The organism is Pseudomonas reidholzensis (assembly GCF_900536025.1).
In the GTDB taxonomy this organism is placed as follows: Bacteria; Pseudomonadota; Gammaproteobacteria; order Pseudomonadales; family Pseudomonadaceae; genus Aquipseudomonas; species Aquipseudomonas reidholzensis.
In genome coordinates this window covers 39,236-58,169 of the sequence record NZ_UNOZ01000035.1, presented here as the reverse complement: position 1 = coordinate 58,169, position 18,934 = coordinate 39,236, and the positions used below count along the sequence as shown (strand labels likewise).

Sequence of the window (18,934 nt, the reverse complement as noted above, 5' to 3'; positions counted from 1 at the left end):
GGGCTCCTTGCAATCAGCTGCAAGGGTAGCCCCCTGGGCGGCGGTGGCCAACCAGCGGCTGCTGAAACCTTAGTGCGCGACGGCCTTGCGCCGTGCCGAGAGGATCGTCGCCATGACGATCAGGGCGGCACCGGCAAACATCCGCAGCGACGGCTGATCACCGAACAGCATCCACGCACCGGCAATCGCGTACACCGGCTCCAGCGCGATGATCATGCCTGCGGTGCGTGCTTGCAGGCCTTCCAGGCTCTTGACGAACAGGTACTGCGACAGGCCGGTGCAGAACACCCCGAGCAGCGCCAGGTTGACCCAGTCGCTGCTTGCCAGGCTGGTTTCACCCAGGTGGCTGAAGGCGACCGGGGCGACCAGTGCCGCGACCACCACGTTCTGCCAGAACGAGGTCTGCATGGCGGTCATGCCAGCAGCGCCACGCCGGTTGGCAACGGTCAGCAGGGCGAACGCCAGGCCCGAGAGCAGGCCCCAGAGCAGGCCGATGGTGCCTTGGTCGAGCAGGTCGAACGACGGCACTACCAGCACCAGGCCGGCGCTCACCATCAGCAGCAACAGCGCCTCGGTGGCACCGATCCGCTCGCGGTAGACCACCCGATCGATCATCGCGATAAAGGCCGGGAAGCTGGCGAAACCCAGGGTCGCCACGGCGACGCCGCCGACTTTCACGGCCACGAAGAACGTCACCCAGTGCGCCGCCAGCAGGGCGCCGGTGAGGCCGATCACCGGCAGGTTGCGCAGGGTCAGCGCGTCCAGCAGGCGTGTGCCGCGCAGGCCGGCGACAAAGCCCAGGGCGATGAAGGCGAAGGTGGCGCGGCCAAAGGTGATGAGGGTGGCATCCGCATCGATCAGGTGACCCAGAATGCCGGTCAGGCCGAACAGCACCGCGGCGATGTGGGCGACGAGCAGCGCATTACGATGGCCGGAGGAGGCACCGGCCGTGGAAACATGGGTAGCGATCATGGCAGTCAAATTCTTCACAATGTGCGCACACAGGCACTCCCCGGTTTAGCGGGCGCACGTTTTTCTGATAGGGGAGTTTATTTTTAGTATGTGGTGGCTACCGGAAGGCCGGTGCCAGGGCGCCGCAGCGTTGGAATTGTGAAGCGAGGCTGCTTACTCGCGGTAAAACCATGTCTTAAGGCCAGCCCACGGCGGAGGGCTGACTGGTTGCCATTATTTTTCTTTGGGGGTTTGCCCAGACGGTTGTCTGCGCCGGGTGCATGTCAGATCGCGACGCCTAGTGTGTCGCAAAGCGTCATCTGGGTGGCACGAACCGCCAAGGGTGCGGTTTAGGCGGGTACAGAAACGAAAAAGCCGATGCAGGTCACCCGGCATCGGCTCTTGGTACGTCGCGGTCGGATCAGACGTTGAAGCGGAAGTGCATCACGTCGCCATCCTTGACGATGTATTCCTTGCCTTCCAGGCGCCATTTGCCGGCTTCCTTGGCACCGCCTTCACCCTTGAACTGGATGAAGTCGTCGTAGGCGACCACTTCGGCGCGAATGAAGCCTTTTTCGAAGTCGGTGTGGATCACGCCAGCCGCCTGCGGGGCGGTGGCACCGATACGCACGGTCCAGGCACGGACTTCCTGCACGCCGGCAGTGAAGTAGGTCTGCAGGTTGAGCAGCTCGTAGCCGGCACGGATCACGCGGTTCAGGCCAGGCTCTTCCAGGCCCAGGGCCTCGAGGAACATGTCCTTCTCTTCGCCGTCGTCGAGCTCGGCGATTTCCGCTTCGATCTTGTTGCACACCGGCACCACGACCGCGCCTTCTTCTTCGGCGATGGCACGGACCACGTCCAGGTGCGGGTTGTTGTCGAAGCCGTCTTCAGCGACGTTGGCGATGTACATCACCGGCTTGCTGGTCAGCAGGTGGAAGCCACGGATGACGGCCTTTTCGTCTTCAGCCATGTGCTTCATCAGGCTGCGCGCAGGCTTGCCTTCGGTGAAGTGCGGGATCAGCTTTTCCAGAATGGCCTTTTGCGCCAGGGCTTCCTTGTCGCCGCCCTTGGCGTTGCGGGTGACTTTCTGCAGTTGCTTCTCGCAGCTGTCGAGGTCGGCGAAGATCAGCTCGAGGTCGATGATCTCGATGTCGCGCTTGGGGTCGACGCTGTTCGACACGTGAATCACGTTCTCGTCTTCGAAGCAGCGCACCACGTGGGCGATGGCGTCGGTCTCACGGATGTTGGCCAGGAACTTGTTGCCCAGGCCTTCACCCTTGGACGCACCGGCAACCAGGCCGGCGATGTCGACGAACTCCATGGTGGTCGGCAGGATGCGGTTCGGCTTGACGATCTCGGCCAGCGCCGCCAGGCGCGCATCCGGCATCGGCACGATGCCGCTGTTCGGCTCGATGGTGCAGAAGGGGAAGTTCTCAGCCGCGATGCCGGACTTGGTCAGCGCGTTGAACAGGGTGGACTTGCCGACGTTGGGCAGGCCGACGATGCCGCAATTGAAACCCATGGAAATTCCCCTCTTGGTGATATCAGGCCTTCTGGCCGTGCAGCTCGCGCATGGCCTTGGCGAAGTCGCCGGCGAGCACGTCCGGCAGCACGCCGAGGGCAAAGTCGATGCTGGCGTCGAGCTTTTCCTGTTCGGCGCGCGGTGCGCGGCCCAGGACAAAGTTGGAGACCAGCTTGGCGTCACCCGGGTGGCCGATGCCAAGCCGCAGGCGATGGAAGTCGTTCTGGTTGCCGAGCTGCGCGATGATGTCGCGCAGACCGTTGTGCCCGCCGTGGCCGCCACCTCGTTTGAGTTTGGCGACGCCGGGAGGCAGGTCGAGTTCGTCGTGAGCCACCAGTATCGCTTCCGGCTTGATCCGGAAGAAATTGGCCAAGGCCGCCACGGACTGACCGCTGCGGTTCATGTAGGTGGTGGGGATCAACAGACGAACGTCGTTGCCCTGATGGCTGAATTTAGCCGTCAGGCCGAAATATTTGCGGTCAGCAGTCAAGGAGACACGCTGGGCGCTGGCAATGCGTTCAACGAAAAGAGCCCCTGCGTTATGCCGGGTCTGTTCGTATTCGGGGCCGGGGTTACCCAGGCCGACGATCAACTGGATGGCGGTCACGTAGGGGCTCTTCCTTGGGGTTGGTGGGGCACAATGCGCGGCACTGTACCCCGATCAACACCGGCGCGCGAGTGGATTACTCGGCAGCGCCTTCAGCTTCTGGTGCAACGCGTGGCGCGTGAACGTTGGCAACAGCTTTGTCATCACCGTGGGCCAGAGCGACGAACTCTACGCCTTTAGGAGCTTTCAGGTCCGACAGGTGGATGATGGTGCCGATTTCAGCGTTAGCCAGGTCGACTTCGATGAACTCAGGCAGGTCCTTGGCTTCGCAGGACACTTCGATCTCGGCCACAACGTGGGAGATCTCGCCGCCTTTCTTGACCGGAGCTTCTTCGTTGACGAAGTGCACAGGAACGATAGCGGTCAGCTTCTGGCCAGCAACGACGCGGATGAAGTCAGCGTGCATGATGAACTGCTTGACCGGGTGACGCTGCAGCGCCTTGACGATGACGTTTTGCTTGGCGCCGTCAACGTTCAGCTCGATTACGTGGCTGAAAGCAGCTTCGTTTTCGAACAGCTTGGCGATTTCCTTCAGTACGAAGGTCACGGACTCAGCTTCTTTATCGCCACCGTAGATAACGGCAGGGATGCTCAGCGTGTGACGCAGGCGGCGGCTCGCACCTTTCCCCAGGTCGGTACGCTTTTGGGCGTTCAGGATGAAATCAGTCATTTTACTTCTCCAAAATAGCCAGCACCCGCAGGCGATTGCGACCAGCGCCAAACGGGGTGGGCAAAAAAGCCCCGCCCCGACAATAGGGTCGGGGCGGGGCGCTTTTCGTCAACGGGGTTCCGCTTAGCGGAACATCGCGCTGATCGATTCTTCGTTGCTGATGCGGCGGACCGCTTCAGCGACAACCGGTGCGATATCCAACTGGCGGATACGGTCACAGGCTTGAGCAGCGGCCGACAGCGGGATGGTGTTGGTCACCACCAGCTCGTCGAGTACCGACTTCTCGATGTTCTCGATCGCCCGGCCAGAGAGAACAGGGTGCGTGCAGTAGGCGTAAACCTTGGCAGCGCCGTGCTCTTTCAGGGCCTTGGCCGCGTGGCACAGAGTGCCGGCGGTGTCGACCATGTCGTCTACCAGGATGCAAGTGCGCCCTTCGACGTCGCCGATGATATGCATCACTTCGGAGTGATTGGCCTTTTCACGGCGTTTGTCGATGATACCCAGATCGACGCCCAGCGACTTGGCAACAGCACGTGCACGCACGACGCCGCCGATGTCCGGGGAGACAATCATCAGGTTCTCGAAACGCTGGTCTTCGATATCGTCGACCAGTACGGGCGAACCGTAGATGTTGTCGACAGGAATATCGAAGAAACCCTGGATCTGGTCAGCGTGCAGGTCGACGGTGAGAACACGGTCGATACCCACGACAGTGAGCATGTCAGCGACGACTTTGGCGCTGATGGCTACACGTGCCGAACGCGGACGGCGGTCCTGGCGGGCGTATCCGAAGTAAGGAATCACGGCAGTGATTCGGGAGGCTGAGGAGCGGCGGAAGGCGTCGGCCATCACTACCAGTTCCATCAGGTTATCGTTGGTCGGGGCACAGGTCGGCTGAATAATGAAGACGTCTTTACCGCGGACATTTTCATTGATCTCAGTGCTGATCTCGCCGTCGGAGAATTTACCGACAGAGACGTCACCGAGAGGGATATGCAGCTGACGTACGACACGCCGAGCCAGATCGGGGTTAGCGTTCCCCGTAAAGACCATCATCTTGGACACGCGCAGTACCTGAAGGCTGAGGGTATACCTGGATGAGTATAGGAAAATGGCAGGGGCGGCTGGATTCGAACCAACGCATGGCAGGATCAAAACCTGCTGCCTTACCGCTTGGCGACGCCCCTGTATCTGTTGCTGCGAGTGCGATGCACTCGACTTCTAGAGCAGACTTTGTAACGTGCGATGCAACATCGAAACGTTGCTTCCCTTTGCCACAAACCCTGTTTGAGTCTCTGAAAGAAGGGCCAGAACTCTACCAGCTTCGGCTTTGCTTGGGAAGGCCCCAAACACGCAACTTCCAGTACCGGTTAATCGAGCTTCAGTATATTTACCCAGAAGATTCAACGCATTGCGAACTTCAGGGTAACGTTGCTCTACCACCGGTTGGCAGTCATTTCGACTGTTTCCCTCGGGAACGGGGCGCATCTTAAGGGGGAGGGAATCACGTGTCAACTGCGGATGTGAAAAAATTTCCGCTGTGCTGACAGACACTTGCGGCACCAGCACGACATACCAGGGTTCTTCAGGGTCGACCGGGGTCAGCTGTTCGCCGACACCCTGGGCAAACGCCGCGTGGCCGCGGACGAATACCGGCACGTCGGCGCCGAGGGTGAGGCCCAGGGTAGCCAGGCGATCGGCATCCCAGCCCAGTTGCCATAAATGGTTGAGGCCAAGCAGGGTGGTCGCGGCATCCGAGCTGCCACCGCCAATGCCTCCGCCCATCGGCAGGACCTTGTCCAGCCAGATGTCGACGCCGAGCGTGCAGCCCGCTTGCTGTTGCAACTGGCGGGCGGCGCGCACGATCAGGTTGCTGTCGTGGTCGACCCCGGCGATCTCGGTCTGCAGGCGCACCTGGCCGTCGTCGCGCAGGGCAAAGCGCAGCTCATCGGCGTGATCGAGAAACTGGAACACGGTTTCCAGCTGGTGGTAGCCGTCGGCGCGGCGACCAAGGATATGCAGCCACAGGTTGAGCTTGGCCGGGGCGGGCAGGGTCAGCGTGGTCATCGATCAATGCCCCAGCTGGCGTGGCTGCCAGTCCTTGACCACGAGGGTCACATCGAGGTTCTTGCCATGCAGCTTGAGGCGTTCGGGCAGCCAGTAGCCGTTCTGCTCGGTGTAGCTCAGGTACTGCACCTGCCAGCCATCCTGGGTCAGGCTGGCCAGGCGGCTGTCATCACCGAGGGTCAGCTGGCTCTTGCTGTCGGGCGCAGGCAGGCCGCGTACCCACCAGACCAGGTGGGAGACGGGCAATTCCCAGCCAAGCTGCTCTTCGAGCAGGGCCTCGGGGCTCGGCGCTTCGTAGCGGCCCTGGTTGGCCACCTCGAGCACCACGCCGCCGGGGCGGCCGGTCAGGCGTGCGGCACCGCGGCCGAGCGGGCCGGCCAGGCGAATGTCGTAGTAATCCTGGCGCTGCAGCCAGAACAGCGTGCCGCTGCCCGAGTCCTTGGGCGCGCGGATGCCGACCTTGCCGTTGATCTGCCAGCCGTCGAGGGTACTCAGCTGGGCCTTGTGCTGACGCCACAGCTGCGGGTCGCCCTTGCCTTGCAAGGCCTCGCGTTGGCCGAAACCGGCACAGCCGGCGAGCAGGGCGATCAGGCTGAAGGTGATGCAATGACGCAAGAACATGGCTTAAAGGGTCTCTGATCCGGTCAGGCGCAACACCGTCTTGCGCAGGATTGGGCTGTCGGGCTGGGCTTCGAAGGCCTTGGCCCACACCTGGCGCGCTTCGCGGCGCTTGCCGTTGGCCCACAGCACTTCGCCCAGGTGGGCGGCCACTTCGTGGTCGGGGAAACGCTCCAGGGCCTGGCGCAACAGGCGCTCGGCTTCGTCCAGGTTGCCCAGGCGGTAATTCACCCAGCCGAGGCTGTCGAGCACGGCGGGGTCATCCGGGGTCAGCTGGTGGGCCTTGTCGATCAGCGACTTGGCTTCGGCATAGCGGCTGGTGCGGTCGGCCAGGGTATAGCCGAGGGCGTTGATGGCCATGGCGTTGTCCGGCTCGCGGGCGATGATCGCGCGCAGGTCCTTTTCCATCTGGGTGAGGTCGTTGCGTTTTTCCGCCAGCATGGCCCGGGTGTAGAGCAGGTTGAGGTCGTCCGGGTAGCGCTTGATGGCCTGCTGCAGGACCTGGTCGGCCTGCGCCTCCTTGCCGTTGTTGCCGTAGCTCTCGGCTTCGATCAGGTACAGCTGGATGGCGTAGTCCGGTTGCGCTTCGCGGGCTTCGGCGAGCAGCCGCGAGGCTTCCTGGCCACGCCCGTTGGCGATCAGGATGTCGGCCTGGCGCAGCTGCGCCGGCAGGTAGTCAGGGCCGCTGCCGACCAGCGCGTATTCGCGCAGGGCGGCTTCAGGGTCGTTGCGTTCTTCGCGCAGGCGGCCGAGGTTGAGGTGCGCCGCGTCGACATTGCTGTCGCGCTCGACCAGCTCCTGCAGGTAACCCTCGGCTTCGTCCCAGGCCTTGCTCTCCAGGCACACCAACGCCAGCGAGTAACGCAGCTCGTCGTCCTCGGGGTACTGCTGGAGCATGCTTTCGAATTCGGCCTTGGCCTCGGCGATGCGGTCCTGCTCGACCAGGGTGCGCGCGTAGGTCAGGCGCAGGCGCTTGTCTTCAGGGTTGTCGCGGATCGCCCCGCGCAGCAGTGGCAGGGCCTCCGGACCGCGCTCCAGGGCTTGCAGCAAGCGCGCGCGGAGCAGGATCGGGGCGATTTCGCCGTTTTGTGGCGGATGCGCCTCGAGCAGGCTCAAGGCCTCTTCGGCCTTGCCGTCCTGGTTCAGCAGCAGGGCCTTGCCGAACACCAGCTGGCCGTTGTCCGGGTACTTCACCAGCAAGCGCTCGAAGCTCTGCATGAGGCCGTCGCGGGTGCTCTGGTCGGTCTCGGCGGCAGACAACGCGAGGAAGTCGAAATGGGTGTCGCCCTGGCCCTGGAGGACCTTTTCCATGTACACCATGGAGTCGTCGTAGCGTCCGCTGCGGGCCAGCTGGATGGCGGCGGCACGCTGGGCGTCGAGGTTGTCAGGGTCGTTGCGGGCCCAGATCAGTGCGGTGTCGAGGGCCGGCTCGTCGGCACCGAGGTACTCGGCGATGCGGTAGGCGCGCTCGGAGACGGCGGGATCCTGGGTCTTCTCGGCCTGGTCGACATAGTTGGCCAGGGCGATGTCGAAGCGGTTGCGCTGACCCGCCAGCTCCGCCACCAGCAGGCTATAGAAGGTGTCCTGCTTGAACGATCCATACACCACGGGCTTGTCCTGCTCAGCCTTGGCAGCATCGGCAACAGGCGTCTGGGCCTCGTTTTGCGGGACCAGGCTCTGGCAGCCCTGGAGCAGGGCGAGGGTAAGCAGCAGTGCGTAGGATCTATTCATAGATGAGGTATGGAAGTGCTAACCGGCGGTCGGAGCATGATGACACAAGCGCAGTGGCAAACCCACCTGCGCCACCGTGCTGTTTATCGAGGCCCGTGACAACGGGCCGTGTGGATTGCGCTGATCTATTACGACAATAGCGAACGGTGGTTGTTCTGAATCCTGCGAAGTAGGACAATTATCGGCTTCACGTCACAACCAGCGACCTTGCATGGCCTTTCTTGCACTTGGTATCAACCATAAGACTGCCTCGGTAGACGTACGCGAGCGCGTGGCGTTTACGCCCGAGCAGCTGGTCGATGCCCTGCAGCAGCTTTGCCGACTGACCGCCAGCCGCGAGGCGGCGATCCTCTCGACCTGCAACCGCAGCGAGCTTTACATCGAACAGGACGAGCTCGGCGCCGACGCCGTGCTGCAATGGTTGGCCCACTACCATCGGTTGAGCATCGACGAACTGCGCGCCAGTGCCTATGTGCACGAAGAGCACGACGCCGTGCGGCACATGATGCGCGTCGCCTCCGGGCTCGACTCGCTGGTGCTCGGCGAGCCGCAGATCCTCGGCCAGATGAAGTCGGCCTACGCCGTGGCCCGCGAGGCCGGGACCATCGGCCCGCTGCTCGGGCGCTTGTTCCAGGCCACGTTCAGCGCGGCCAAGCAGGTGCGCACCGACACCGCGATCGGCGAAAACCCGGTTTCGGTGGCGTTTGCCGCGGTCAGCCTGGCCAAGCAGATCTTCAGCGACCTGGGCCGTAGCCAGGCCTTGCTGATCGGCGCCGGCGAGACCATCACCCTGGTCGCCCGGCACTTGCATGAGCAAGGTGTACGGCGCATCGTCGTGGCCAACCGCACCCTGGAGCGGGCCAGCACCCTCGCCGCACAGTTCGGTGCACATGCGGTACTGCTCGCCGATATCCCCCAGGAGCTGGCCAACAGCGACATCGTCATCAGCTCGACCGCCAGCCAGTTGCCGATCCTTGGCAAGGGCGCGGTGGAAAGTGCCCTGAAGCAACGTCGGCACAAGCCGATCTTCATGGTCGACATCGCCGTGCCGCGCGACATCGAGCCCGAAGTCGGCGAACTGGACGACGTCTACCTGTACACCGTCGACGACCTGCACGATGTGGTCGCAGAAAACCTCAAGAGCCGCCAGGGCGCGGCCCAGGCCGCCGAAGAGCTGGTTGCGGTGGGCGCCGAGGATTTCATGGTGCGCCTGCGCGAGCTGGCCGCGGTGGATGTGCTCAAGGCTTACCGCCAGCAAAGCGAGCGCCTGCGCGACGAAGAGCTGCAAAAGGCCCAGCGTCTGCTGGCCAACGGTGGCAACCCTGAGGAAGTCCTGGCCCAGCTGGCCCGCGGGCTGACCAACAAACTCCTGCATGCACCCAGCGTGCAGCTGAAAAAGCTCTCGGCCGAGGGCCGCGTCGATGCGCTGGCCATGGCCCAGGAACTCTTTGCCCTCAACGAGGGCTCCACGGACAAACCCCCGCAATGAAAGCGTCGCTGCTGAACAAACTGGACACGCTCCAGGATCGCTTCGAGGAACTCACCGCCCTGCTGGGCGATGCCGAGGTCATTTCCGACCAGACGCGTTTTCGCGCCTATTCGCGCGAATACGCCGAAGTCGAGCCGGTGATGGCTGCCTATAAAGAGTGGCTCAAGGTTCAGGGCGACCTCGAGGGGGCCCAGGCGCTGCTCAAGGACAGTGATCCGGACATGCGCGAAATGGCCGTGGAAGAGGTCCGCGAAGCCAAGGAGCAGCTGCGCGTACTGGAGTCGGACCTGCAGCGCATGCTGCTGCCCAAGGACCCCAACGACGGCCGCAACGTGTTCCTCGAGATCCGCGCCGGCACCGGCGGCGACGAAGCGGCGATCTTTTCCGGCGACCTGTTCCGCATGTACTCGCGCTATGCGGAGAAGCGCGGCTGGCGTCTGGAGATCCTCTCCGAGAACGAAGGCGAGCACGGCGGCTACAAAGAGATCATCGCGCGGATCGAGGGCGACAACGTCTACGCCAAACTCAAGTTCGAGTCGGGTGTACACCGCGTCCAGCGGGTCCCGGAGACCGAGTCGCAGGGCCGCGTGCACACCTCCGCATGCACCGTGGCGGTACTCCCCGAACCCGACGAGCAGGTGGCCATCGAGATCAACCCGGCCGACCTGCGGGTCGACACCTACCGGGCCTCGGGCGCCGGCGGTCAGCACATCAACAAGACCGACTCGGCGATCCGCATCACCCACTTGCCGACCGGCATCGTCGTCGAGTGCCAGGAAGAACGCTCCCAGCACAAGAACCGCGCCCGGGCCATGTCCTGGCTGTCGGCCAAGCTCAACGACATCCAGACCAGCGCGGCGCAAAACGCCATCGCCAGCGAGCGCAAGCTGCTGGTCGGCTCGGGCGATCGCTCCGAACGCATCCGCACCTACAACTATCCACAGGGGCGGGTCACCGATCACCGCGTCAACCTGACCCTGTACTCCCTCGACGACATCCTCGCCGGTGGCGTCGATGCCGTGATCGAACCTTTGCTCGCCGAATATCAGGCCGACCAACTGGCCGCCCTGGGGGATCAATGACCATCATCGCCAGCCTGCTGCGCACTGCGCAGCTGCCAGATTCGCCGACTGAACGGCTGGACGCCGAGCTCCTGCTGGCGGCCGCCCTGGGCAAGTCGCGCAGCTACCTGCACACCTGGCCCGAGCGGATCGTCAGCAGCGAGGCCGCCGAGGTCTTTGCCGGCTACCTGGCGCGCCGCCGCGCGGGTGAGCCGGTGGCCTACATCCTCGGTCAGCAGGGCTTCTGGAAGCTCGACCTGGAAGTGGCGCCGCACACCCTGATCCCACGGCCCGACACCGAGCTGCTGGTGGAAACCGCGCTCGAGCTGCAACCGGCGACCCCGGCACGCCTGCTCGACCTGGGCACCGGCAGCGGCGCGATCGCCCTGGCCCTGGCCAGTGAGCGTCCGGCCTGGCAGGTGGTGGCGGTGGACCGGATCGACGAAGCCGTGGCGCTGGCCGAACGTAACCGCCTGCGCCTGCAACTGGGCAACGTCCAGGTGCGCGCCAGCCACTGGTATGACAGCCTGGCCGGCGAGCGCTTCGACATGATCCTGAGCAACCCGCCGTATATTCGCGCCGAGGATCCGCACCTGGTCGCCGGTGACGTGCGCTTCGAACCGAGCAGTGCGCTGGTGGCCGGGGCGGATGGCCTCGACGACCTGCGGGTGATCATCGCCCAGGCCCCAGCGCACTTGTTGGCGGGCGGCTGGCTGCTGCTCGAGCATGGCTACGATCAGGCGGCGCAGGTGCGCGAGCTGCTCAGCCAGCACGCCTTCGTCGAGGTATCCAGCCGTATCGACCTGGGCGGCCACGAGCGCATTTCGCTGGGGCGCCTGGCATGCTGAGTGATCAGGAACTGTTGCGCTACAGCCGGCAGATCCTGTTGGCCCAGGTGGACATCGACGGCCAGTTGCGGCTCAAGCAGAGCAAGGCGCTGGTGGTGGGTGTCGGTGGGCTTGGTTCGCCGGTGGCGCTGTACCTGGCGGCGGCCGGCGTCGGCGAACTGCACCTGGCCGACTTCGATACCGTCGACCTGACCAACCTGCAGCGCCAGATCATCCACGACAGCGACAGTGTTGGCCTGGCCAAGGTCGACTCGGCGATCAAGCGCCTGCAGGCGATCAACCCCGAGATCACCCTGGTCGCCCATCGCCAGGCGCTGGACGAGGACTCGCTGGCCGCTGCCGTGGCGGCCGTCGACCTGGTGCTCGACTGCTCCGACAATTTCACCACCCGCGAGGCGGTCAACGCCGCCTGCGTGGCGGCCCGCACGCCGCTGGTCAGTGGCGCGGCGATCCGCCTCGAAGGCCAGCTGTCGGTGTTCGACCCACGCCGCGACGACAGCCCCTGCTACCACTGCCTGTATGGCCACGGCAGCGAAGCCGAACTGACCTGCAGCGAGGCGGGGGTGATCGGCCCTCTGGTGGGGCTGGTGGGTAGCCTGCAAGCACTCGAAGCATTGAAGCTGCTGGCTGGCTTCGGCGAGCCGCTGGTAGGGCGCCTGCTGTTGATCGATGCCCTGACCACGCGCATGCGTGAGCTGCGGGTCAAGCGTGACCCCGGCTGCGCCGTGTGCGGTAACCGCCATGGCTGATCGTTCGGCGCCCGTTGGCGTGATGGATTCGGGGGTCGGCGGTTTGTCGGTGCTCGCCGAAATCCAGCGCCTGCTGCCCAACGAGTCGTTGCTCTACGTGGCCGACAGCGGTCATGTGCCGTATGGCGAAAAATCCCCCGACTACATTCGCCAGCGGCTGCGGCATATCGCCGAATTCTTCCAGCAGCAGGGCGCCAAGGCCATGGTGCTGGCCTGCAACACCGCCACCGTGGCGGCCGTGGCCGACCTGCGCGAGCGCTACCCACAGTGGCCGCTGGTGGGCATGGAGCCTGCGGTCAAGCCGGCTGCGGCGGCGACCCGCTCGGGGGTGGTCGGCGTGCTGGCCACCACCGGTACCCTGCAGAGCGCCAAGTTCGCCGCCTTGCTCGACCGCTTTGCCAGTGACGTGCGGGTGATCACCCAGCCGTGCCCGGGGCTGGTCGAGCGCATCGAGGCGGGCGACCTTGCCAGCGCGCACCTGCGCCAGTTGCTGGCCGGCTATGTCCAGCCGCTGCTGGCGGCCGGTTGCGATACCGTGATCCTCGGCTGCACGCACTATCCATTTTTGCGCCCGCTGCTGGCTGAAATGGTCCCGGCCGACGTCGCAATCATCGACACCGGTGCTGCGGTGGCGCGGCAACTGCAACGGTTGCTGGCCGAGCGCGGGTTGCTGGCGCAGGGCCCTGCGCGGGAGAGTGCGTTCTGGACCAGTGCCGATCCCGAAAATCTGAGAATAATCCTACCTTTGCTGTGGAAGAAGTCCGACAGTGTGCAAAGCTTCGCAGTGTAAAAAAAGCGTGAAATCCTACGCGTGAAGCTGAACTATCGTACAACTGCCGATTTCTATTGTTTGCCTGTGAGGGCAACGACAACAACTAACAACAGCATTAGGAAAAAGGACGTTTCTCATGAAGAAACTGTTTGGCTTGGTGGCGGCTGCCGCCTTATCCGTGGGGCAGATCAACGCGGCGCAGGCCGCAGACGTTTCGTTATCGGTGGGGCAGACGGGTGATTCCACCATGGTCTACCGGCTGGGGCTGCAATCGAACTGGGACGCCAGCTGGTGGCAGACCAGCGTCGGTCGCCTGACCGGCTACTGGGATGCGGGCTACACCTACTGGGATGGCGACCAGACGGCAAGCAATCACAGCCTGTCGTTTGCACCGGTGTTCGTCTATGAGTTTGCCGGGGAGTCGGTCAAACCCTATATCGAAGCCGGGATCGGCGTGGCGGCGTTTGCCCATACCGAACTCGAGAGCAACGAGTTGGGGTCGTCGTTCCAGTTCGAAGACCGTATTGGTTTCGGCCTGCGCTTTGCGGGTGGGCATGAGATTGGCGTGCGCGCCATCCACTACTCCAATGCCGGCATCAAACAGCCCAACGATGGGGTTGAAAGTTACGCGCTGCATTACCGCATGGCGCTCTGACGCCTGCATTCAGGTGACTGCATCGCGGGCTGGCCCCGCGATGCCGCCCTCCGCTTACCGCGACAACGGCCACAGGCTGTTCAGGCTCAATGCCTCCAGCACCAGCTCAGGTTCGCGCTGGGCCAGGCTGCTGAGCAGCGCGTGCGCCGCACTCTGCGCGGTCCACTGTTCGGGTATCGCCTGCGCCAAGGTCACCGGTGCCTTCAACGACTGCGGGGCCACCAAGGTCAGATCGATCCCCAGCCCCTCCAGCGCCGGGCGCTGCTCACGGAACCAGTGGGCAGGGCTGTTGCTGCCACTCAGGGGCTGGTTGGGCTCGAACAGCTGCATCGCCGAATGCCGGCTGAGGATGGCCATGACCTGGGGCGCTGCACCCTTGGCCAGCAACGATAACCCTTCAGCCATGCACTGCGCGCTGGCCTTGAGGTTGCTGGTGACGATCGCTTCGAACAGGTCGGTGTCGGGCACGTCAGCGGCAATGTAGTCACAGGTGCCGGCATTGATGATCAAGCCGTCCAGCGCGCCCCATTCCGCCTGCAGCTGGGCGGCGGCCGCGGCAGCCTGCGCGCTGTTCTGCAACTGCCAGGGCAGGCGCAGCATGCGCTGGCCATACTGCTGCGCCAACTGCTCGAGCTCGGCGCTATCCCCAGCGCTGGCCGCGACCCTGTGGCCCTGTTCGAGCAACCCGGTCACCAGCGCCAACCCGAGTCCATGGGTCGCTCCGGTTACCCAGAAACTGCGTGTGTTGTTCAAGATACTTCCCTCTGCTCCTGCCAGCCGGACAAGCCTTTGAAGGCCTCCAATGCGCGTTGGCGACTACTTGCGAGATCGACGATCGGACTCAGGTATGAGTTTGTAGCAAAAAGGTCGGCAGACTTCACCGGCAGATGAATGGATTTGTCATCCAGTGCCTTCAGTTCTGGCAGCCAGTGGCGAATGAAGCGCCCCTTGGGGTCGAAACGCTGCGACTGGGTGACCGGATTGAAGATCCGGAAATACGGCACCGAGTCGGTGCCGGTGGACGAACTCCACTGCCAGCCACCGTTGTTGGCCGCCAGGTCGCCATCGATCAGGTGCTGCATGAAGTACCGCTCACCTTCGCGCCAGTCGATCAGCAGGTTCTTGCTGAGGAACATGGCGACGATCATCCGCAAGCGGTTGTGCATCCACCCGGTTGCCAGCAACTGGCGCATGGCCGCGTCGATGATCGGAAAACCGGTGCGGCCTTCTTGCCAGGCCTTGAGGTCCTGCGGGGCATTGCGCCAGGGCAGGGCTTCGGTATGGGCGCGGAACGGGCGATGGCGCGACACCTGTGGATAACCCACCAGGATGTGCTTGTAGAATTCGCGCCAGAGCAGTTCGGTGATCCAGGTCTGGACCCCGGCGCTGCCGCTGTCGAATTCGCCGCGGTTGGCCGACAGCGCCGCATGCAGGCACTGGCGCGGCGAGATCACCCCGGCGGCCAGGTACGGCGACAGTTGGCTGGTGCCGGGCTCGGCCGGCAGGTCACGCATCTGCACGTAGTCATCGACGCTGTCGTCGACGAACAGCGCCAGCCGGCGCTGCGCTTCAGCCTCGCCGGCGGGCCAGTGTTCGCGCAGGCTGCGTGGGGGCTTTTCGAAGCCATCGAAGCCCTGTGGGATCGGGTCGCTGGTCACCGCGACGGGGGCTTGCGGGCTGAGCTTTTGCGCCAGTGCCGGCAAACCATGGTGCAGGCGATCCAGGCAGGCCCGCTTGAACTGACCGAACACCTGGAAGTACTGGCCACTGCGCGTCAGTACGCTACCGGGTGGCAACAACAGCTGATCGAGATAGCTGTTGGCGGTGATCGAGGCGTCTTCGAGCAGTGCCGCGGCTGCGTCGTCGCGGCGCTGCTCATTGACGCCGTACTCCGCGTTCCAGTGCACGGCTTCGACCTTGTGCTGACGGCAGACATCCAGCAGCACTTGCGGCACTTGCTGCCAATCGTCGGTCTCGCGGATCAGCAACGGGATGTTCAGTTTTTCCAGCGACTGGCGCAGGTCGCGCAGGTTGCGCAGCCAGAAGTCGACCTTGCACGGCGCGTCGTCATGGGCCAGCCATTGCCCGGGGCTGGCGATCCAGACCGCCAGGGTCGGGCCGCGCTCGCAAGCGGCGCTCAGGGCGGTGTTGTCATCCACGCGCAGGTCGCTGCGCAGCCAGATCAATTGCATGAGTGGGTCATCTCTACAGGGTTCACTGTGCTTTCTGCAGAAGGCGCAAGGCCGCCTGCGGTGTGTCGAACAACAGCAGCTCGGGCAATCCGAATGCCTGCAGCTGGGCTTCATGCAGCGAGACCGTCTCGCCGCCCAGCAGCTTGCAGCCGGGGATGCCTTGCAGGCTGCGCTCCAGCAGGGCGGCTTCGATGCGCGCTCCCAGTTGCAGCACCAGCGCCCGCGGTTGCAACTGGTTGACCGCACGGATCAGCTGGCTGGCGCTGACCGGTTGTTCGAGGATCTCCACCGGGTAACCGCTGCTGGTGAACAACCAGGCGCAGAGCCACAGTTGCGCATCGAAGGGGCGTTCGCTGTCGACCGCCAGCAGCACGGGGGCACCCTGCAGTTGCTGGTTGTCGTGGTACACCCGGGCGCCCAGTTTGCTGCGCAGCCAGGTGTGGAAGAAGGCCTGTTCCAGGCGGGCGTTGAAATGGCTCTGCCAGCGCCGCGCCAGGCTGTGCAGCAACGGCAGCAGCAGTTGTTCGCAGAGGGTGATGGCGGGGTAGAGCGCCATGGCCTGGTTGAGCTGTTGGTCGAGGGCGCGCTGCGAGAGGTTGCCGATCGCCTCGATCAGCGCCTGTTCACGGGTTTGCCAGTCGCCTTGCGGGGCGCTGCTCGGGGCGCGCTCGAGCAGCTCACGGACCTGGCCCACCGAGGCGCCGCGTTCGAGCCAACTGAGAATGGCCTGGACCCGCTCGACCTGTTCGAGTGGGTACAGGCGATGGCCTTTGGCGGTGCGTTGGGGCTTGAGCAGCCCATAGCGACGTTCCCAGGCGCGCAGCGTGACCGGATTGACGCCGGTACGCCGGGCCAGTTCGCCGATGGGCAGGAGGGTTTCAGACTGCATTGCGTAAACCTAGGCTCTCGGGGTGGGGGTGCAGGTAGGCCTGCTGGTCAAGGTACGGGTCGGGGTGGTTGCGCAGGTGGTGCTTGAGCAGGGTCAGCGGCACCACCAACGGCACGATGCCTTGCTGGTACTGGCCGATCAGTTGCTGCAATTCGGCGCGGTCGCCTTGGTCCAGCGCGCCGCGCAGGTAGCCGCTGAGGTGCTGCAGGACATTGCTGTGCGTGCCGCGATTGGCGCAGCGGCGCAGGGCCTGCATCAGCAGGCTGAAGTAGCGCGGCCCGACCTCGTCGGCGTTGTCCTCGCGGCGCAGGGTGCCGAGCAGGCGGCCGAGCTCGCGATAGGCCTGAGGGTTGTTGGCCATCAGCAGGTATTTGTAGCGCGAATGAAAGCGCACCAGGGCGCCGCGGCTGAGGCCGGCGGCCAGCTGTTGCTGCCAGTCGGCATAGGCATACACGCGGCTGATGAAGTTCTCGCGCAGCACCGGGTCATGCAGGCGGCCTTCTTCTTCCACGGGCAAGTCGGGGCGGGCACTGCAGAAGGCGTCGGCGTAGGCACCGCGACCGCCTTTGAGGGCCGGGTGGCCGTTGTCCTGGTAGACCTTGACCCGCTCCAGGCCACAGGACGGCGACTTCTGCATGAAGATGTAGCCGCAGACATCGCCGATGTCCTGGGCCATCTGCTCGCCGTAGGCACGCAATGCGCCGGAGAGGTCCGCGCCAGGGTTGCGCGAGGCGACCACTTCGGGCCGCTGCGGGTCGCCCACCAGGCGGATCGGGTCGCGGGGGACGCCGAGGCCGATGGCCACTTCCGGGCACAGGGGCACCCAGTCGAAATGCGCTTCGAACGTCGACAGGCAAAGATCGGACGCCTTGTGGCCGGCGTTGTAGCGCACGTTCTGGCCGAGCAGGCAGGCGCTGATGCCGAGGCGGGGTTTCGACGAGGCGTTCATCGCTGTCTCCAGAAAACTTGTACAGGGATACCTCTTATGTACAAGTCTATTCCAGCACAGCCATAAACTTATGCAAACATTTATTTCTGTATAGCTTTAGCCGGGATCAGTCCAGATGCTCCAGCAGGCGTCGGGCCGCTTCCTGGCCACTGAGCCAGGCACCCTCGACGCGGCCCGACAAGCACCAGTCGCCACAGGCGTACAGGCCCAGGTCGGCATCGGCCAGTGCACCCCACTCATGGTTGCCGGCCGGCCGCGCGTACAGCCAGCGATGGGCCAGGGTAAAGTTCGGTTCGGGGACCACGCAGCCCACCAGTTCGGCGAACTCGCCACACAGCTGTTCGATCACCGCCTCCTTGCTGAGGTCGATGTGCTGCTTGCTCCAGTCCGAGGTGGCATGCAACACCCAGGTATCGAGTTGCTCGTCGCGGCCCGGCTTGCTCTTGTTGCGCGCCAGCCAGTCGAGTGAATTACCCTGGACGAAGCAGCCTTGCATCGGTGTGTCGAGCGGGGTGTCGAAACCGAGGGCAATGGCCCAGGTCGGTTCCATCTGCACGCCGGCGGCCACCGCGGCCAATTTTGGCGTGGCGGCCAGCAGTGGCGTGGCTTGAGGGGCCGGCACGGCGATCACTACGCGGCTGAACGGGCCATGGCTGCAGCCTTCAGTGTCCTGCAGGTGCCAGTACTGCTTGCCGCGAAACACTTCGGCGATGCGGCAGCCGAAATTGACCGTGACATCCTTCAGCAGGCCGCGGGTGATGGCGCTCATGCGCGGGGTCCCGACCCAGCGCGTCTGCTCGTCGGGGGACGGCGTCAGGACGCCCTCGCGGTAGTTGTACAGTTGCGGTTTCCACTGCTCGGCCCAGCCGGACGCGACCCAGTGCTGGACCTGCTCGACGAAGCGTCGGTCGCGCGCAGTGAAATACTGCGCGCCCAGGTCGAGCGCCCCGGCCTCGCTGCGCTTGCTGGCCATGCGGCCACCGCTGCCATGGCCCTTGTCGAACAAGTGGACGGTCTGCCCGGCCTTCTGCAAGGCCTGGGCGGCGGAAAGGCCGGCAATACCGGCACCGATGATTGCAATAGGTACTGTCATGATGGCCTCTTCTAACCTAGCTATAAGCAGATTACGCGGTCTGGTAAACCTGTACAATGCACAAAGTTTGT

Annotated in this window: 18 protein-coding genes, 1 tRNA gene and 1 pseudogene; 6 read left to right on the top strand and 14 right to left on the bottom strand. The window is 64.2% G+C overall.

Going from position 1 to position 18,934, the window contains the following annotated elements; genetic code table 11:
* Positions 1 to 69: 69 nt before the first annotated feature.
* The 9 genes from CCOS865_RS24670 to CCOS865_RS24630 form a co-directional block, all read right to left on the bottom strand.
* A complete protein-coding gene (locus CCOS865_RS24670) occupies positions 70 to 972 on the bottom strand; it encodes a DMT family transporter (protein WP_119145795.1) in 903 nt (300 codons plus the stop codon).
* 400 nt (positions 973 to 1,372) lie between these two features.
* Positions 1,373 to 2,473: a redox-regulated ATPase YchF gene (gene ychF / locus CCOS865_RS24665; protein WP_119145793.1), complete on the bottom strand. Its 1,101-nt coding sequence runs from the start codon at positions 2,471 to 2,473 to the stop codon at positions 1,373 to 1,375.
* A gap of 22 nt (positions 2,474 to 2,495) precedes the next feature.
* Complete coding sequence (pth, locus tag CCOS865_RS24660) at positions 2,496 to 3,080, bottom strand: aminoacyl-tRNA hydrolase (RefSeq protein ID WP_119145791.1); 585 nt, start codon at positions 3,078 to 3,080, stop codon at positions 2,496 to 2,498.
* A 76-nt stretch (positions 3,081 to 3,156) separates the two neighbouring features.
* Positions 3,157 to 3,750: a 50S ribosomal protein L25/general stress protein Ctc gene (locus tag CCOS865_RS24655; protein WP_119145789.1), complete on the bottom strand. Its 594-nt coding sequence runs from the start codon at positions 3,748 to 3,750 to the stop codon at positions 3,157 to 3,159.
* Positions 3,751 to 3,873: 123 nt separating this feature from the next.
* Positions 3,874 to 4,815 carry a ribose-phosphate pyrophosphokinase gene (locus CCOS865_RS24650; protein WP_099773531.1) on the bottom strand — a complete coding sequence of 314 codons (942 nt, stop codon included), beginning with the start codon at positions 4,813 to 4,815 and terminating at the stop codon, positions 3,874 to 3,876.
* A gap of 47 nt (positions 4,816 to 4,862) precedes the next feature.
* Positions 4,863 to 4,937 (bottom strand) — tRNA-Gln (locus CCOS865_RS24645).
* 34 nt (positions 4,938 to 4,971) lie between these two features.
* The gene (gene ispE, locus CCOS865_RS24640) at positions 4,972 to 5,817 is read right to left on the bottom strand and encodes a 4-(cytidine 5'-diphospho)-2-C-methyl-D-erythritol kinase (RefSeq protein WP_119145787.1); all 846 of its coding nucleotides are present in this window, start codon (positions 5,815 to 5,817) and stop codon (positions 4,972 to 4,974) included.
* Positions 5,818 to 5,820: 3 nt separating this feature from the next.
* Positions 5,821 to 6,438: a lipoprotein insertase outer membrane protein LolB gene (lolB, locus tag CCOS865_RS24635; RefSeq protein ID WP_119145785.1), complete on the bottom strand. Its 618-nt coding sequence runs from the start codon at positions 6,436 to 6,438 to the stop codon at positions 5,821 to 5,823.
* 3 nt (positions 6,439 to 6,441) lie between these two features.
* Complete coding sequence (locus CCOS865_RS24630) at positions 6,442 to 8,166, bottom strand: tetratricopeptide repeat protein (protein WP_119145783.1); 1,725 nt, start codon at positions 8,164 to 8,166, stop codon at positions 6,442 to 6,444.
* A gap of 211 nt (positions 8,167 to 8,377) precedes the next feature.
* Here CCOS865_RS24630 and hemA point away from each other — a divergent pair, with 211 nt between their 5' ends.
* The 6 genes from hemA (at position 8,378) to CCOS865_RS24600 (ending at position 13,740) form a co-directional block, all read left to right on the top strand.
* A complete protein-coding gene (hemA, locus tag CCOS865_RS24625) occupies positions 8,378 to 9,655 on the top strand; it encodes a glutamyl-tRNA reductase (protein WP_119145781.1) in 1,278 nt (425 codons plus the stop codon).
* A complete protein-coding gene (prfA, locus tag CCOS865_RS24620) occupies positions 9,652 to 10,737 on the top strand; it encodes a peptide chain release factor 1 (protein ID WP_119145779.1) in 1,086 nt (361 codons plus the stop codon). The genes hemA and prfA overlap by 4 nt, the downstream gene beginning before the upstream one ends.
* On the top strand, positions 10,734 to 11,564 hold the full coding sequence (gene prmC / locus CCOS865_RS24615; RefSeq protein WP_119145770.1) for a peptide chain release factor N(5)-glutamine methyltransferase: 831 nt from the start codon (positions 10,734 to 10,736) through the stop codon (positions 11,562 to 11,564). The genes prfA and prmC overlap by 4 nt, the downstream gene beginning before the upstream one ends.
* The gene (locus tag CCOS865_RS24610; RefSeq protein ID WP_119145768.1) at positions 11,558 to 12,313 is read left to right on the top strand and encodes a molybdopterin-synthase adenylyltransferase MoeB; all 756 of its coding nucleotides are present in this window, start codon (positions 11,558 to 11,560) and stop codon (positions 12,311 to 12,313) included. Before prmC ends, CCOS865_RS24610 begins: the two co-directional genes overlap by 7 nt.
* Positions 12,306 to 13,103 carry a glutamate racemase gene (gene murI, locus CCOS865_RS24605; RefSeq protein WP_119145766.1) on the top strand — a complete coding sequence of 266 codons (798 nt, stop codon included), beginning with the start codon at positions 12,306 to 12,308 and terminating at the stop codon, positions 13,101 to 13,103. Before CCOS865_RS24610 ends, murI begins: the two co-directional genes overlap by 8 nt.
* Positions 13,104 to 13,221: 118 nt before the next feature.
* Positions 13,222 to 13,740 (top strand): acyloxyacyl hydrolase, encoded by a 519-nt coding sequence (locus tag CCOS865_RS24600; RefSeq protein ID WP_119145764.1) that lies wholly within the window; start codon positions 13,222 to 13,224, stop codon positions 13,738 to 13,740.
* Between the two features lie 54 nt (positions 13,741 to 13,794).
* Here the strand turns inward: CCOS865_RS24600 and CCOS865_RS24595 are convergent, their stop codons facing one another.
* The 5 genes and pseudogenes from CCOS865_RS24595 to CCOS865_RS24575 all read right to left on the bottom strand — a co-directional run bounded on the left by CCOS865_RS24595 (position 13,795) and on the right by CCOS865_RS24575 (position 18,863).
* Positions 13,795 to 14,493, bottom strand: a complete 699-nt coding sequence (locus CCOS865_RS24595; protein ID WP_119145762.1) for an SDR family NAD(P)-dependent oxidoreductase — start codon at positions 14,491 to 14,493, stop codon at positions 13,795 to 13,797.
* A complete protein-coding gene (phrB, locus tag CCOS865_RS24590; RefSeq protein WP_119145760.1) occupies positions 14,490 to 15,932 on the bottom strand; it encodes a deoxyribodipyrimidine photo-lyase in 1,443 nt (480 codons plus the stop codon). Before phrB ends, CCOS865_RS24595 begins: the two co-directional genes overlap by 4 nt.
* A pseudogene (locus tag CCOS865_RS24585) lies at positions 15,923 to 16,821 on the bottom strand (MerR family transcriptional regulator). Before CCOS865_RS24585 ends, phrB begins: the two are co-directional and overlap by 10 nt.
* Entirely contained in the window at positions 16,811 to 17,770 is a 960-nt protein-coding gene (locus CCOS865_RS24580; RefSeq protein ID WP_119145756.1) for a YbgA family protein, read from the bottom strand. Before CCOS865_RS24580 ends, CCOS865_RS24585 begins: the two are co-directional and overlap by 11 nt.
* Before the next feature lie 106 nt (positions 17,771 to 17,876).
* Entirely contained in the window at positions 17,877 to 18,863 is a 987-nt protein-coding gene (locus tag CCOS865_RS24575; protein WP_119145754.1) for an NAD(P)/FAD-dependent oxidoreductase, read from the bottom strand.
* Positions 18,864 to 18,934: the final 71 nt, after the last annotated feature.

Bases quoted from the DNA above. Each gene is read 5' to 3' on its own strand.
- CCOS865_RS24630 (WP_119145783.1), bottom strand. From the start codon at position 8,166: ATGAATAGATCCTACGCACTGCTGCTTACCCTCGCCCTGCTCCAGGGC.
- murI (WP_119145766.1), top strand. From the start codon at position 12,306: ATGGCTGATCGTTCGGCGCCCGTTGGCGTGATGGATTCGGGGGTCGGC.
- CCOS865_RS24655 (WP_119145789.1), bottom strand. From the start codon at position 3,750: ATGACTGATTTCATCCTGAACGCCCAAAAGCGTACCGACCTGGGGAAA.
- CCOS865_RS24670 (WP_119145795.1), bottom strand. From the start codon at position 972: ATGATCGCTACCCATGTTTCCACGGCCGGTGCCTCCTCCGGCCATCGT.
- ispE (WP_119145787.1), bottom strand. From the start codon at position 5,817: ATGACCACGCTGACCCTGCCCGCCCCGGCCAAGCTCAACCTGTGGCTG.
- lolB (WP_119145785.1), bottom strand. From the start codon at position 6,438: ATGTTCTTGCGTCATTGCATCACCTTCAGCCTGATCGCCCTGCTCGCC.
- CCOS865_RS24575 (WP_119145754.1), bottom strand. From the start codon at position 18,863: ATGACAGTACCTATTGCAATCATCGGTGCCGGTATTGCCGGCCTTTCC.
- ychF (WP_119145793.1), bottom strand. From the start codon at position 2,473: ATGGGTTTCAATTGCGGCATCGTCGGCCTGCCCAACGTCGGCAAGTCC.
- CCOS865_RS24610 (WP_119145768.1), top strand. From the start codon at position 11,558: ATGCTGAGTGATCAGGAACTGTTGCGCTACAGCCGGCAGATCCTGTTG.
- prmC (WP_119145770.1), top strand. From the start codon at position 10,734: ATGACCATCATCGCCAGCCTGCTGCGCACTGCGCAGCTGCCAGATTCG.
- CCOS865_RS24600 (WP_119145764.1), top strand. From the start codon at position 13,222: ATGAAGAAACTGTTTGGCTTGGTGGCGGCTGCCGCCTTATCCGTGGGG.
- CCOS865_RS24580 (WP_119145756.1), bottom strand. From the start codon at position 17,770: ATGAACGCCTCGTCGAAACCCCGCCTCGGCATCAGCGCCTGCCTGCTC.
- phrB (WP_119145760.1), bottom strand. From the start codon at position 15,932: ATGCAATTGATCTGGCTGCGCAGCGACCTGCGCGTGGATGACAACACC.
- hemA (WP_119145781.1), top strand. From the start codon at position 8,378: ATGGCCTTTCTTGCACTTGGTATCAACCATAAGACTGCCTCGGTAGAC.
- prfA (WP_119145779.1), top strand. From the start codon at position 9,652: ATGAAAGCGTCGCTGCTGAACAAACTGGACACGCTCCAGGATCGCTTC.